We start from the raw sequence: 13,795 nt of genomic DNA, 5'->3' as shown, positions 1-13,795 counted from the left end.
GGTGTCATCCTCCTCATCACCCTAGGCCAGCAAGAGTGACAAAGAAAAGCCTTTTCCTTGCCACTCTTTGGCGTCGGGATCTTCTATTATTTCGTACGTGTCATTCCTTCGTGGGCAATTTCCAACTGTTCAATCGCTACCTCTGAGGACGTACCGTTAAAATCAGGAGCCGTGTATTTGGTCGGCCATGCTTCAATGACCTTCCATGTAGCGACATCATCCCCGGCCTCATTGATAGCAATGATCGTTACCGTTTTTCGTGCGACCTTGCCCTGGATGGTGTCCTGCATCCAGTTGTACAAATCCATCGAATCCGTCACGCCCCATTTCAGCGTGATATTTCCGTACTTCGCCAAGCCCGGGAGCTTGCGCGGTGTAATCACTTCATTGCCTTCGCGATACTCGACTACGTCCACAGACGCATCAAAGCCCGATACCTCACTGAAGCCTGCCTGCTGAATGCCGTCCATCTCTACCCGATACCGAAACTTGCGGTATGGATCCTTGCGATCTGCCATACTGTACCCCTTTCTTCACACTGTTTTTCCTCGTGAATTATTACTGATCAGATGTTTTTTGCGTAATACGGAAGATGACGAACTCTGCTGGTTTGACAGGTGCTACACCAATCACGCAGATCAATCTGCCATTGTCGATATCATCCTGCGTCATCGTGCTTCTTCCGATTTGGATGTAAAAGGCTTCCTGCGGGCTTGAGCCCATCAATGCGCCATCTCGCCAGACACGCGTCAGGAAAGAATCGATCGTGCGTTGGACGCGGGCCCACAGCCTCTCGTCATTTGGTTCAAATACCACCCAGTTTGTCCCGTTTTTGATCGATTCTTCGAGGAAAATGAACAGACGGCGCACGTTTATGTACTTCCATAGCCCATTGGATGACATCGTCCGTGCACCCCAGACGCGAATTCCTTGACCTGTAAATGCGCGAATCAGGTTGACTCCCTTCGGATTCAAAATATCCTGCTCGCCCGTATTGTACTGGCAATCCAGTCCTGTGCAGCCGCGCACGACCTCGTTTGCCGGGGCCTTGTGGACGCCGCGGGTATTGTCCGAGCGCGCATAAATACCAGCCATGGAGCCTGATGGCGGAATGTAGATGTTACGCTTGTCCAGCGGATCGAACACTTGGAGCCAAGGATTGTAGATGGCTGCGTATTGCGTATCGAAAATATTGCGATGCGTCAACACATCGCTTACTTTTTTCTTGTCGCGTGGGATATCGAGGATGGCGAAGCGGCTTTTCAAGTTTTCACAATGAGCCACAAGCGCGAGCTGCACATTCGGGTCTGTCACGCCAGGAATGGCCATAATGCTCACTTCGTCATTATCGATGAAGGCTTGGATTCCGGTACGTTTGCCGGGTCCATGATCCTCCCCCATGTATTCGCCCGCTGACAGATTGGCGACAGAACCGTCACTGCCCCCTGCCAAAGAGATTTGATACAGACCGAATTCCGTCTTTCCGCCCTCGGATTGGGTTTCTTCCGCCATCCCTGAAATGACGGTAAAAGGCGGTATGACTTCCGGGCTCGCTGGGGCAGCTCCCGCTTCGACCTCTACGATATTGCTCTTGGACAACAGCTTGCTGACATGATTGGCAGCAGAAACATTGAGCGAGCATTTGTCGAACTCTTCTGCCTCATCGTTGTAGAAAACTTGCACCGTGAATTCGCATGTGGACAAAATTTTGACCGGCAGCAGATTGTTATCGATGACGTCTCCTGTAAGCACAACTGACAGCTCGATCACATTGTCTTGGGATGAAACCACTTCACTGTACTGTTTGGTTTCACCGTCATAGAAAGAAACGACATCACCTGGTTGAAAGCCTGCACTGTTTTTCACACGGTACTTAGGAGCTTCGCCTAGTTGCTCGTAAATCTGCGTTTTTGCCTTGCTCGACGGAATCAAATGAACGCGAATCTGATTTCCCCATGCCCCCGGATTTTTGGCAGTAATCCGAAGGACAGCCCCTTCGCTGTTGCCTTCATTGGAAGCCGGCTTCGCATCTGCTGGCGCTACCCGCATCACATAGCAACGAGAGCCTCCATTCAGAAAGAAGTGATCCACCGCATAGGCGAGATAGCGGTATTCGCCAAACGCATTCTCAGACAAATAGGAACCGAACAATTTGCGGAAATCATTAACACCTGTAATCAGCTCAGGCAATCCCGCAACGGGTCCTTTTTGCGCCAACCCGATAAAGCCGGCCGTGCTCGTACTCGCTCCCTCCATGGGAACGGGGCCACTATCAAATTCCTCGACATACACCCCTGGTGATAAGTACTCTGGCATCGTAACCTGATTGGAGAGTTCCGCATGTATCAGCAGCAGAAACCTGCAATCAGTCCCTCCCTCCGAATAATTTCATCACTTGCTTTACCACTTATAAAAATGCCGTTTTGATACGTGAGTCTTGCTCTATAATCAGGCAGCAGGATGTCATGGACCAAAGCCAAACAACTGCCGGATCACCCTATTTGGGTCTGTTCAATTGGATGATACCTATGGATTGGGTCGTACCGGCTTGAATGGAAAGCTCGGCAAAACCAGCGGCTTCTTCCCGCCGCACTTCAATTTTTATACCAGCATGAGTTTTTTCCAGAAACAATGGAAGGGCAACTACGAATTCCCCTCTGTCGTCACAATACGTTTCGAGCAGTGGGAGTAAGACAGTGCCTCTTGGGTAGGCAAAAGAAAGAGGTTCGGTCAAGGGATAAACCCGACCTTTTGGGGGACTTGCAAAACGAATGATCGTCCCTTTACATGTGGGTGTTTCGAGAAGAAAAGCGTCAGCCAAATCGACTTGACCCTTTTTACTGGCTACGATTAGCTCCGTAGCCTCTTTGTCTGCGTCCTCGGCCAATCTCACCGGGGCATCTCGCTCATAAGAGATGACAGCTTGCACATAGGCACCGCCAACTGGGGAACCATCCTCCACACAAGCTCTCCCTCGAATAAGGGAGTCTCCTGCCCGAAATGGATAGGCTGGACTCGGATGCAAGTAGATGACTGACTCCGTGTAAGATGTGCGCCCAGTGATCACGGAAAAGGACACGGAGCGATCGATATACTCCCGGCTGCTTATGGTGAGCGTGTAAATCCCATCAGGCAAGTCAGAAAAGATATACCATCCGTCCCCTTTGCATACGGGGACTTGTGGATGATTTGCCAAGCGAACAGACAAGCTCGATCGAAAAGGGGCTCCTCTTGTATACATGTCCACCAGACGGACGGCATACGAGAAGACGGAACGAATACGCACCCGGAAATGCTGATCCATTAACCATGACCTTCCCCTCGTATGCGAATATCTCGTTCCAGTACACGCTTCGTTGAACGAACTCGGGTTGAATCGATGTGAACCGGCCCTACCGAGTAGCCGATGGATAGCTTGTACGGAACATGTGGAAAGAGTTGGATGAGTTTATCAACGGGAGGCTGCTCCACGACGACACGAAGCTCTGTATCCATGTTGGCAAGGGAGCCTTGAAGCTGATCGCCACGCAAAATGGCGTTGTCGTAGAGAACCTGCATGGCACGCCCGAGGATGCGATGCTCGTCCAGCATGCGGGTATGCTGTTCTGCTGGGGAATGGGCGGTCAATATGTAGGATAGATTGACCGTCATTGGGGGATATCGCAGCTGATCAGTACCTTCACTGATCATCATGTGCTGCCTCTCCTGACTTTCCCGGATTTCGTATAAAAACAAGGCTAACGCTAAATCTCCTGACTGAGCAGGCGAGCTTAGACCAATCAACTCCGGTTGGCTAATCGGCTCCGGCGTCATCTCTTTTCGCAAAAGAGCGAGCAGCGACTCCCCTACTTCAGCAATGGCGGTGTACTGGCTGATCCCCGTTCACCTCGACATTATTTGACAGAATATCCCTATCATAACATTGAAATTAATGGTTTTACATGAATTTTTATCTATTTTTGTAAAATTATATATTCCCCTCGATACGCACTACCCGTTGGCATACTCCCCCAAATCCTCTTTCAATAGCAGCTTACCCGTCTTTTTTAACTCCTGCTTTGCAGCCGCAATCAAATGACTCATGGAAACAGGCGTGCCTTCCGATGCAGCCAAGAAAGAGGCAGCGAGAACCACATTTTTGATCCCGCCCCCAGCAATGTGCAGCTTCGACGCGAGAAACTCAAAATCGATGTCAGCAGCTCGCGGCGTATCGGCCGGGAATATGCTGCGCCATATTTCTTCGCGATAGAACGGTTCGGGAAAAGGAAACTTCACCACGTAGTTGATTCTGCGCATGAAGGCCTCGTCAAAATTTTGCAGGAGATTCGTCGCCAAAATGGAGACCCCCTCGTACTCCTCCATCTTTTGCAGCAAGTAGGCCGTTTCCACATTCGCGTATTTGTCATGCGAATCTTTCACTTCTGAGCGCTTGCCAAAGAGGGCATCGGCTTCATCGAAGAAGAGGATGGCATTGCCGATTCTCGCTTCCGAGAAGATGTGGTGGAGGTTTTTTTCCGTCTCCCCAATGTACTTGCTAATCACTTGCGACAGGTCTATTTTAAAAAGCTCCAGACCCAGTTCGTTCGCCACGACTTCCGCCGACATCGTCTTGCCCGTACCCGGAGGACCTGCAAACAACATGCTGACGCCCTTGCCATAAGAGAGCTTTCGTCCAAAGCCCCACTCTCCCAAAACGACATTTCGATAGGTCACCTGATTGCAGGCGTTCCGCAACAAAGTCAGTTGCTCCTCTGGCAAAATCAGATCTTCCCAGTTGTATTTGGGTCTCAGACGCGTGGCATGCTTTTCTAGCGCATGTCTCATTTGCAGGAAGCAAGCTTCGTGGAGATGCGTTTTCGTAATGATCCTGTCTTTCGTCTGCATCGCCATCTCATTTGCTCTGTGAAGCGCCTGGTTGATTTGCCCGGCATTCAGCTTGAATTTTCCAGCCAAAACACCTACGTCAATCTCTTGAGAAAAGCTCATGCCTGCACTGCCCGTCTCCCATAATCGCCTCCTTTCCGTTTCATCTGGATTAGCCACCTCCATTTCCAGCCAAATCCGCTGCCCTAGAGCATTTTCCGGCTTCCATTGACTTTTCGCCACGATGGCAATCGGGCCTAAAAAGCTTTCGAGTTCATCCATCACCAGTTGCTTGCGCCCAGCAGTTTGTACCTCTTCTGTCAGAAAAACCTCGAACTGGTGCAAGCACAGCACACCCCGTCGTAGCTGCACCTCCCGCAAGACCTGCTGTAATCTTCGTGAAAAAGCTTCCTCCCGGATCAAGCGCTCTGCATCGACGAACAGCACTGGTCGCCTGACGCGATGAAACAGATGCTTGACTCGATGCCTTTTGCCAACGCCAGTTGGACCATGCAAATGCAGGAGAAGCTGCTCTGAATCTGCTCCTGCCGTTTCCCACAATGTTTCAAAACGCTCCTGCAAATGAATCGCGTTCTCTCCTACCAACGGTTCCAGCTCTTGATCTGGCAAGCTCCAGGATAGCCACGGCGGCAGACTGGCATCACCTCCATTTCTTGTCGTCAAAAAGTGCAGCATACGTTCATCCAGCTTTAACGGCCGAGAGAGCCAAGATCCGCTGCCCCCCATGTCCCCCTCGGTAAAAAGCAGTAGTCGGCCCAGCTTGCTTTTTTGCGCAAACGCTGTCCAGGCCTCTATTCTCTCGGTGGCTGTCCGGCAAAATAGCTGCATCGCCAATTCGGGAGTAGGTGACTTGCACGTAATATCATCGAGGAGGTAGCCAAACAGTTTTTCGTACTTCCGATCCAGTTCGACTGCCAGGCAAAGAAATAAACATCCCAACTCGAAGCGGTTGAGTGAAAAAGCGTCTGCTACTGCCAGAATCGGTATGCTGCCCGCTTCTTGCATGTGCAGGGCATCCAATCGTTCCTCGCATGCTGCCACCCGCTCTGTGAAAGCCTCCCATAGCTGCGTTGCTGGCGGGGCTGCCTCAAGCAATTGCACGACTTCTTCCTCTGTGACAATCACCCCCCTCATTTGATCAAGCGGATAATCATCCCCCTGCTGTGCTCGTACAGCCAGCAAGCGCATCAGATGAATATCCAGCCATTGAAGCATCTCTTCGTAATAGTTCCACTGGTTGTGATTCGGTTCGGGACTCGTCATTTCGCTTTTTCACCGCTCCTACGATATTTTCAACTCGCCAGACCAATCTCGTTCGGCCCCTTTTTGGGCGTATTCGTCACATAGGTAGAAATACTGTCGCGCCGCCTGATCCCAGCGGTTTTGCTTGATGACGGACAGAAAAGCGGAGCGCGCATCGTGAAACCTCCCATTTTGATACATCGCAATCGCCTGCTCAAACAATTCCTTCGTCTCATCCTTGTGCGCACGAATCTGGTCAGCATCCCCCTCGTATACGTCGTACAAATGCATCGGCTGAGCCTCTCCCTCGATGTGTACCCAGCCTAAATCACGATATCGGTACGGCGTGCTCTCTCCCATCTCGGCAAACAGCGAATCGGACATCAGGATGCAGGCCCCGAGCGTTTCCGCCATCTTTTCCATTTTCTCCACCACGCGGACGTGATCCGATATGATCGCAGCCTCCAGACGCGTCGCCTCACCTATAATTCCGAGCATGAGCGGACCGTGATGCAGAGCAACCCGCAATTCAATCGGATCGTACCCTTTTTCCGCCCGTTGCTCGTTATAGTCCGCTAACGTACGGCGCATTTGTACGGCCGCATCCAGCGCGTCTTTCGCCTCTTTTGGATAAACAGCAAGCACGCCGGGATCGAGATATTCGGTAATCATCCCTTGATTTTCGTTCACAATCGGAGCAAACCGCTTGAGAAACGCATTGATGACGCGGAAGGTCGTCTCTGGTCGCAGACGATGAGAGATGGCTTGAAACGATTGAAGACTCATGCGCATGACGGCCATTTCCCGCTCCACCTGATCACCCAGCTCCACGTCGAGTATGCTTTCCTTCCCAAGAAAATGGATAAACTGCTGCGGTACAAAGCGATTGTTCGCCTCGCTCATCCTCGTAATATTCGAGATGTACTGACGAATGCGCTTTGCCATTTGGTTGAAGCTTTCTGCCAGCTTTTGAATTTCATCCATGGAGCGAACCCTGGCCACCACACTGTAGTCGCCTTTTCCCATATCAGAGACGTTCGTTTGCAGATTGCGGATGTTTCGGTATGTCAGCCACGAGAAAAGGAAGAATAGACTCGCACAAATTGACCAGACCAGCGCAGCTCCACGGCCGAGCTCACGGGACATTTCGTTGTGCTGTATGCGGACCCCGTTCATTTCTCTGCCCAGCTCCAACACACCCGATAGCTTGCCTGCGGAGTTGTAGATCGGGGCCATCGCGTACATCCAGTAGCCTGTCCGATCCTGGGCTTTACCCGAGACGATCTCCCGTTTCATGACCACACTGCGGAACTCGTCATCAATGGACACATTTTCAAACACTTCTGCGCTGTCATTGTCATCCATCATGAGAAACAATTCGCCATCTTTGTATTTATAAATCGTTTTGTACAGCCCCCTGTTCACATTCACATCATCTGGGACCTCCAGTTTTTTCAGGTTGGCCTGTACGGCTTGATAGTCCGCATTCATGTAATCAATCGCTCCATTGATTCCATCCAGCTTGTCCCCTTCGATCAGCGTAGAAATAACATAGGCTTGGAGACGAAGATCGGTTTGATTCTCCTGCTCCATAAACGAGAAGGTCAGCTTCGTTCCCTCCAGTTGAAGGAATACAGGGACAACAATAAGTGGGGCTATCACAATCGTTTGCTTGATAATCAACGGAATCCGGAAGAGGCGAAACAGCAGAAACTGAATGACACAGAACAGGAGAATTTCCACACCCAATCCTGCCCACCAGGTCCATTCCTTCAAGCGGTCTTTTTCGGATACAGACGGGGACGTGAGCTTGGTCATTACATTTCCCTGTTGATCCAGGAAGGCGAGTTGACTATCTGTGGCGACTACGATCTCATATTGGGGAGTTACAGCAAACGCCGTTAAGGCACTGCTATCGCTCGACTTGATCTCCTCGAATGTTTTGGAAGGCACCATCAAGGCGATTTCATCTGGGTGTGCGGGATCGAAGCGTTCAATGACATTTTGATCAGAATTGTAGAAAAGAAGACGACCTGCTGGCCCCACTTTGACATGATCGGGGACGGTACGATTCTTTTCCGAGCGTTCGGAGTGAATGTAGAGCGGACCTTTTACTTGTGCTTCCCTGCTTCCTTGGGGAACATCGACCTGGAAAAACTCTCCACGCTTGGTAGTGACATAGGTATGCCGTGGGTCTACTCCTGTGATTTCATTGACGTATACTTCATTAGGCAATTGGATTTGATAGAGTTGTGTGGGGGATGAATCAGAGGGTGCAAATTGATAGGCAATTACTTCAGGATGTTGATAAACATAAAAATAAAGGCGATCTTTCTCGACTTGCAGGGAGCGTACCTTGCCAATTCGCTTGTACGAGCTGTTCGCTCCGTATGCATCTTCATACACGACTTGTACAATTTCTCCATCTGGCGCCATTCGCACGATTCTCTCGGATACGGTCCGCAAGCCAAAGCTATCCAGCTTTGTAATCAACACGTATGCATATCCTTCTTCGTCGATGGCTACCTCTGTGAAATTTTCCAAGCCCTCTTCTGGATTTTGCTCCAGTACTTGCTGATACCTTAGCGTCCGATCGGGGTACAGGCTAGTCAGCTTTTGGTGTCCATCCGTTATGAGGACGACATCCTTTTCACGATTGACCGCGATGCTGTCGATCCCTTGAAACGGTTCGTCCTGCTTCCCGCTCCTATCCATGTTCCAAGCGAGCAGCAAGCCGATCCCAACAAATACAATCAGCAGTCCGGTCAACCAGGAAACCTTCTTGTTATTTCCCATCGTTTGCGGTTCTCCCATCTCTCGAAAACGTATTTTCGAAAATGATACCAAGCAACATTATACTAAAAATTACAAATTTCGCTATACATCTTCTCTATTTGACATTTATACTACTATACAGATTGATTTTCAATATCTTACCAGATGACTTATGAAAAGGAGTTGGCTTCATGGGACAACTCGTCTGCGGAGGAGCCATGCTACAGTGCAGCTTCGGTGCTGCTCCCAGCTCACTCATGGTGCTCCCGGTGAATCGCGTCACAACCAGTATGCCGATCGCAAACATTATGGACAATAAACCAATGGTAAACGTCCTTCCATTCGGGATGTGCAATACGATGTCCAACCCTCAGGTCGCAGCAGCCACAGCGGCGAAGCTGGGCGTTTTCACTCCGGTCCCCTGTGTTCCTGTCACCGCCGCCCCTTGGGTTCCTGGCTCCCCTACTGTTCTCGTGGCCAACATGCCCGCCCTCAATCAAACCTCCAAGCTCATGTGTAGCTGGGGTGGCGTCATTCAGATCACGAACCCCGGACAAGCGACGATTCAGGTTCCCTGACAGATAGGGAGGAAACATATGGACAAACAACTCCAAAAGCTAACGGAACAAACCATTGTAGAACCACTCACCAATCCGCTCAAAAAATGGGTGCAGGATTGGATCAAAAAAGGAGCCGCCCTCCCCAAGCAAGCCCTCGATTGGATCAAGAACGGCATTGCCGGACTGTTCACCAAAAAAGAAACTTCACTCAACGATTACGTGCATATCGGCCGTTTTTACATCGCCAAACGCTTTCTCATTTTGACAGGACTACTGCTCCTTGTCCTGGCCTACTTCCTGTTCATCAATCCTCCCGATGCGCTTAACCGCTTTTTGCAACGTCCTATCGTCATTCATCTAAAAACTCCCAATCAACAAATTTCCGACACGGGTCTGGCGATCATCTACAACCCGGAAGGCACGATGATCTATTCTGGCCAGCTCGTGGATGGTCTCTATGACGGAAAAGGCGAGCTCTATGACGACAAAGGGAAGCTCATTTACAATGGCGAGTTCAAAAGTGGCACTCCGCAAGGCTTAGGCAAAGGATACCGGAAAGGCGTTCTCGTCTATCAAGGCGGATTTGAAAATGGCGTTTACACTGGTCAGGGGGCGTTGTACAACGACAACCAGCAAATCGTTTTTCAGGGAGAATTCAAAAATGGGAAGCTGGATGGAGCCGGTCAGGAATTGTACACAAACGGCGCAAGCAAATACGAGGGGGCCTTTAAAAACGGCGTGTACAACGGAGCTGGCCGACTTTTTACAAAGGATGGAAAGCTGCTTTATGACGGACTGTTTGACAATGGCTTCTACGGCGGCGAAGGTACTGATTACTACGAAAACGGGCTCGTGCAATATAAAGGGCAATTTTTGGACGGCAGATACAACGGGGCCGGGAGTCTTTTTGATCGGGATGGCAAGCTCGTGTATGAAGGTCATTTTCGAAATGGGCACTTCAATGGAGCCGGAACCAAATTCTCCACCAGTGGCAGCATCGTCTATCAAGGTGATTTTTTGCTGGGCGTGTATCACGGGCAGGGCGAGCTGAGAGATGCAAGTGGCGTAACGCTGTATAAAGGCGGTTTTGCAGAAGGGCATTATCACGGAACGGGAGAGCTTCGTTCTGCCGAAGACGCTCTGTTGTATCAAGGGCAATTTCGGGCAGGTGCCTACGACGGCATCGGGGTACTCTACGACAAGGAAGGCTTGCCGCTGTACAAGGGGTACTTCCGTGAAGGTCGTATTTATTTGCCAGGATTCATTGGCATCTCCAGAAGCAAGCTGGAAGAGATTATGGGCAAACCCGACGATGACACGCCGAAGGAAGTCGAAGTTGCTGTCCCTCCTCCTGCCGATCAAAAAGCACCCGAAGTTCCACCAGCGAAGGATACCACCTTATCGCCGCAAAAACTTGGGTATCGTGAAATGAACATGGCTTTTACACTTGAACCAGCGCCAGGACACCCTAGCAAGCAGATTGTCACTGCCGTCCACGTCTATCACCCACAGATCATCTCGATCGTCAAAGAAGATCGGAACGAGCTCGACAGCAAATCTGCCATTTTGCCCAAGACGTCGACCACGTACACGAATCGTACCGGAGCAATCATGAGCGATTTGGTCGACCCGTATCTGTATCTCTATTTCTATCAAGCACAGCAAAAGGAACCCGTTCAATTGGACGTGACAAAAGCAGAGGGGGTGTAAAAATGCGACGCTATGAATCTAGCAAGCCGTCTATGGATGCGACTCACGAAAAACCGAAAGCACCTGTTTCCAAGCCCATGCTCCAACCGAGCCAGGTCCAAAGAAAGGCGAGTCACTCTTCCCACATCCTTTCTCTGCAAAAGACTCTTGGTAATCAGGCGGTGCAGCGCATGTTATCAAGGACTCCCTTGCAAAAATCGGAGAATCTCTCTTCCGACAGCGGTCGCTCACTCCCCGATTCCGTCCAAGCAAAAATGGAGCAGGCATTCCACACTGATTTTTCAGAGGTACAGATTCATCCAGAATCGTCTGTCGCCTCCCAAATCGGAGCTGTTGCCTTCGCCCAAGGGAATGACATTCACTTCGCTCCCGGCACCTATCAGCCGGAAACGCAAAGCGGTCAGCAGCTACTCGGTCACGAGCTGACACATGTGGTCCAGCAACGACAAGGGCGGGTAAAGGCGAACGTTCTGGATGCTAGCCTGCCCATCAATGACGATCCCTCTCTCGAAGCTGAAGCTGATCGCTATGGGTCACTGGCAGCCACAGGTACCATGACAGATGGCACAGGTACGGATGCTACTCGTTCTGTATCATCCCCGATTATCCAAGGCACTTGGGACGAAGCCTTGTTAGATGCACGCAGAATGTGGAAGAAACATGTGGCGAAAACCAATGATTTGCATGAAGGAACAATCAATGAACTTTTTGACCAGACAAACTACTTGTCTTACTTTGACAAAGTGCGGTACAGCTACAGTCTGCACTCCAAAATTTCCGACATTTTCTCGGTTACAGGCGGGAACTATACAGAGTTGGAAGAAGCACAGCGTCTTTTCGGAAAGGAGATCACGCCCTATTTCGGTCAATATAAGGATAACGATCCTGACATCGATTACACCTATTTGGAGAAGCAGGACAGCGATGACGACGCGGGAGTCCACATGATGGACGAGGATAATTCCAGCAATTTATACAAGAATAAACGCGTTGCTACGGAGATCAAGACGATCAGCTCCCATGATGATTTACAAATTAACGCCCGCATTCACGAAGCAATCGTTCAATTGGACAAACGGCGTGATACGGATCAATTCGATGAATATGTGATCGTCATTCAAAAGTACCATCCTGAAAACCCTTGGCCTTACACAACCGCTGAAAACAGAGCCGCTCAGGAGCTAGGCGATCTCAAGCAAAGAGTTATTCAAAGACTGAGTAACATGTACAATCTCCCGAACTATAATATCAAGGTCATTTTCCGCGGCATCACCAAAGGTACACCCACAGGTGGAACTGGTGGCGTAAATCCCGCATTCATTATCCCTGAACACATCCGCTATTCGAATATGCAAGCGTATTCGCTGGAGTGTTACTACTTGGGTGAAATCGGTGCAGGGTGGCTGGTTGATGATCCTGTTCGCGAATAACATGACAAAAAGGCAGCCACGCTGAATGGATGGCTGCCTTTTCTCTTTGACATGATTAGTACAACCGCTTCGTATAGCTGTCTTGCAAGCCCTCTGCCACTTCTTTTGCCGTCACACCGGGAAGCTTCACATGGTCCGCCAGCATTTGCGCCACATTAGGAGTCGTCCCCTCTGCTGGCCATGACTCCGGCTTCCATAGACCGGAGCGCATAAATGCCTTCGCACAGTGGACGAAGCACTCCTCTACCTTTACGCCGATCCCAAGCGTAGGCACCTTTCCGTTTACCGCCATCTTCGCCAGTATTTCTTCATCGCGAATAATGCAAGCCTTGCCGTTCACGCGGAACGTCTCTTCCAGCGTAGGAATCAAAAAGATAAGCCCAATATGCGGGTTGACCAAAATGTTCGTGATGGAGTCCATCCGCTTGTTTCCCGGGCGCTCAGGGATGACGAGATGGTGATCATCGATGACATGCACAAAGCCAGGCGCATCTCCACGTGGCGAAGCATCGCAATGGCCATCTTTGTCTGCTGTGGCCAAGATGAGAAATGGCGATTGGGCAATATAATTGCGGCTATGGTCATCTAGCTGGGTTATCGCCTTGTTCTGTACGAGACGACTTGGCTCTCCGACCATTTCGCGCAGTTGCTGCTCTGACGTGACCACGTCACGGAATATTCCGAATCCTGACATGACTACCCCTTCTTTCCTCTGCTTGTTCGAACCTGCCACCATCATACCACTTTTCTTGCTTATGGCAGAAGCAGGAAGGCTAGAGGGGTCACAAGCAGCAGGGTTAGAATCGTACGCTCTACCCAAATCACCAGAAGCTTTGGAATACTAATCGGAATCTCCGTGGACAAAATGCAAGGAATTGTCGCTGAAAAGAACAGAATGGAAGAAACCGAAACGACCGCAATCACAAACTTGGTGACTAGCGGTGCCTTCACTACAAGCAGAGCTGGCAAAAACATCTCGGCAATTTCGATCGCTGACGCTTTTGCAGCCAGCATCGGCTCTGGAATTTGCAAGAGCCATGTAATCGGATAAAACAAGTAACCAAGCCAGTCAAACAAAGGGGTAAATTCGGCCAGCACCAACCCGAGTAAACCGACCGACATGATGGACGGGAGAATACTCATGGTCATGATGAAGCCATCCCGCAAGTTCTCCCAAATGTTCCGTGTTAGCGG

The 13,795-nt window shown here is 50.3% G+C and carries 10 protein-coding genes and 1 pseudogene; 3 read left to right on the top strand and 8 right to left on the bottom strand.

What is annotated here, in order from left to right; all coding sequences use genetic code 11:
• Positions 1 to 86 precede the first annotated feature (86 nt).
• From HP568_RS23465 to HP568_RS23440, 6 genes are all read right to left on the bottom strand, one after another.
• Positions 87 to 518 (bottom strand): phage tail protein, encoded by a 432-nt coding sequence (locus HP568_RS23465; protein ID WP_007721341.1) that lies wholly within the window; start codon positions 516 to 518, stop codon positions 87 to 89.
• Positions 519 to 558: 40 nt separating this feature from the next.
• A complete protein-coding gene (locus tag HP568_RS23460) occupies positions 559 to 2,316 on the bottom strand; it encodes a phage tail sheath subtilisin-like domain-containing protein (protein WP_048034039.1) in 1,758 nt (585 codons plus the stop codon).
• 181 nt (positions 2,317 to 2,497) lie between these two features.
• Positions 2,498 to 3,304 carry a hypothetical protein gene (locus tag HP568_RS23455; protein ID WP_048034040.1) on the bottom strand — a complete coding sequence of 269 codons (807 nt, stop codon included), beginning with the start codon at positions 3,302 to 3,304 and terminating at the stop codon, positions 2,498 to 2,500.
• Positions 3,304 to 3,858 carry a Pvc16 family protein gene (locus HP568_RS23450; RefSeq protein WP_375154944.1) on the bottom strand — a complete coding sequence of 185 codons (555 nt, stop codon included), beginning with the start codon at positions 3,856 to 3,858 and terminating at the stop codon, positions 3,304 to 3,306. The genes HP568_RS23455 and HP568_RS23450 overlap by 1 nt, the downstream gene beginning before the upstream one ends.
• Positions 3,859 to 3,990: 132 nt before the next feature.
• On the bottom strand, positions 3,991 to 6,147 hold the full coding sequence (locus tag HP568_RS23445; protein ID WP_173630380.1) for an ATP-binding protein: 2,157 nt from the start codon (positions 6,145 to 6,147) through the stop codon (positions 3,991 to 3,993).
• A gap of 18 nt (positions 6,148 to 6,165) precedes the next feature.
• Positions 6,166 to 8,922: an adenylate/guanylate cyclase domain-containing protein gene (locus tag HP568_RS23440; protein ID WP_173630379.1), complete on the bottom strand. Its 2,757-nt coding sequence runs from the start codon at positions 8,920 to 8,922 to the stop codon at positions 6,166 to 6,168.
• A 170-nt stretch (positions 8,923 to 9,092) separates the two neighbouring features.
• Here HP568_RS23440 and HP568_RS23435 point away from each other — a divergent pair, with 170 nt between their 5' ends.
• Genes HP568_RS23435 through HP568_RS23425 form a run of 3 tightly spaced genes read left to right on the top strand, consistent with a single transcriptional unit; the run spans position 9,093 to position 12,601 of the window.
• Positions 9,093 to 9,479 carry a DUF4280 domain-containing protein gene (locus HP568_RS23435; RefSeq protein WP_007721356.1) on the top strand — a complete coding sequence of 129 codons (387 nt, stop codon included), beginning with the start codon at positions 9,093 to 9,095 and terminating at the stop codon, positions 9,477 to 9,479.
• An 18-nt stretch (positions 9,480 to 9,497) separates the two neighbouring features.
• Positions 9,498 to 11,171 carry an MORN repeat-containing protein gene (locus HP568_RS23430; RefSeq protein ID WP_173630378.1) on the top strand — a complete coding sequence of 558 codons (1,674 nt, stop codon included), beginning with the start codon at positions 9,498 to 9,500 and terminating at the stop codon, positions 11,169 to 11,171.
• A gap of 2 nt (positions 11,172 to 11,173) precedes the next feature.
• On the top strand, positions 11,174 to 12,601 hold the full coding sequence (locus HP568_RS23425) for an eCIS core domain-containing protein (RefSeq protein WP_173630377.1): 1,428 nt from the start codon (positions 11,174 to 11,176) through the stop codon (positions 12,599 to 12,601).
• 55 nt (positions 12,602 to 12,656) lie between these two features.
• On the opposite strand, the gene HP568_RS23420 is transcribed toward HP568_RS23425, so the two are convergent.
• Entirely contained in the window at positions 12,657 to 13,295 is a 639-nt protein-coding gene (locus HP568_RS23420; RefSeq protein ID WP_048034045.1) for a pyridoxamine 5'-phosphate oxidase family protein, read from the bottom strand.
• 59 nt (positions 13,296 to 13,354) lie between these two features.
• Positions 13,355 to 13,795: pseudogene (locus HP568_RS23415) on the bottom strand (YjiH family protein); the annotation flags it as partial.

Source organism: Brevibacillus sp. MS2.2, assembly GCF_013284345.1.
Lineage (GTDB): Bacteria > Bacillota > Bacilli > Brevibacillales > Brevibacillaceae > Brevibacillus > Brevibacillus brevis_C.
Note: the sequence above shows the minus strand (reverse complement) of the source record. Positions and strands in the feature narration are given on the sequence as shown.

Bases quoted from the DNA above. Each gene is read 5' to 3' on its own strand.
- HP568_RS23465 (WP_007721341.1), bottom strand. From the start codon at position 518: ATGGCAGATCGCAAGGATCCATACCGCAAGTTTCGGTATCGGGTAGAG.
- HP568_RS23460 (WP_048034039.1), bottom strand. From the start codon at position 2,316: ATGCCAGAGTACTTATCACCAGGGGTGTATGTCGAGGAATTTGATAGT.
- HP568_RS23455 (WP_048034040.1), bottom strand. From the start codon at position 3,304: ATGGATCAGCATTTCCGGGTGCGTATTCGTTCCGTCTTCTCGTATGCC.
- HP568_RS23445 (WP_173630380.1), bottom strand. From the start codon at position 6,147: ATGACGAGTCCCGAACCGAATCACAACCAGTGGAACTATTACGAAGAG.
- HP568_RS23440 (WP_173630379.1), bottom strand. From the start codon at position 8,922: ATGGGAAATAACAAGAAGGTTTCCTGGTTGACCGGACTGCTGATTGTA.
- HP568_RS23435 (WP_007721356.1), top strand. From the start codon at position 9,093: ATGGGACAACTCGTCTGCGGAGGAGCCATGCTACAGTGCAGCTTCGGT.
- HP568_RS23430 (WP_173630378.1), top strand. From the start codon at position 9,498: ATGGACAAACAACTCCAAAAGCTAACGGAACAAACCATTGTAGAACCA.
- HP568_RS23425 (WP_173630377.1), top strand. From the start codon at position 11,174: ATGCGACGCTATGAATCTAGCAAGCCGTCTATGGATGCGACTCACGAA.
- HP568_RS23420 (WP_048034045.1), bottom strand. From the start codon at position 13,295: ATGTCAGGATTCGGAATATTCCGTGACGTGGTCACGTCAGAGCAGCAA.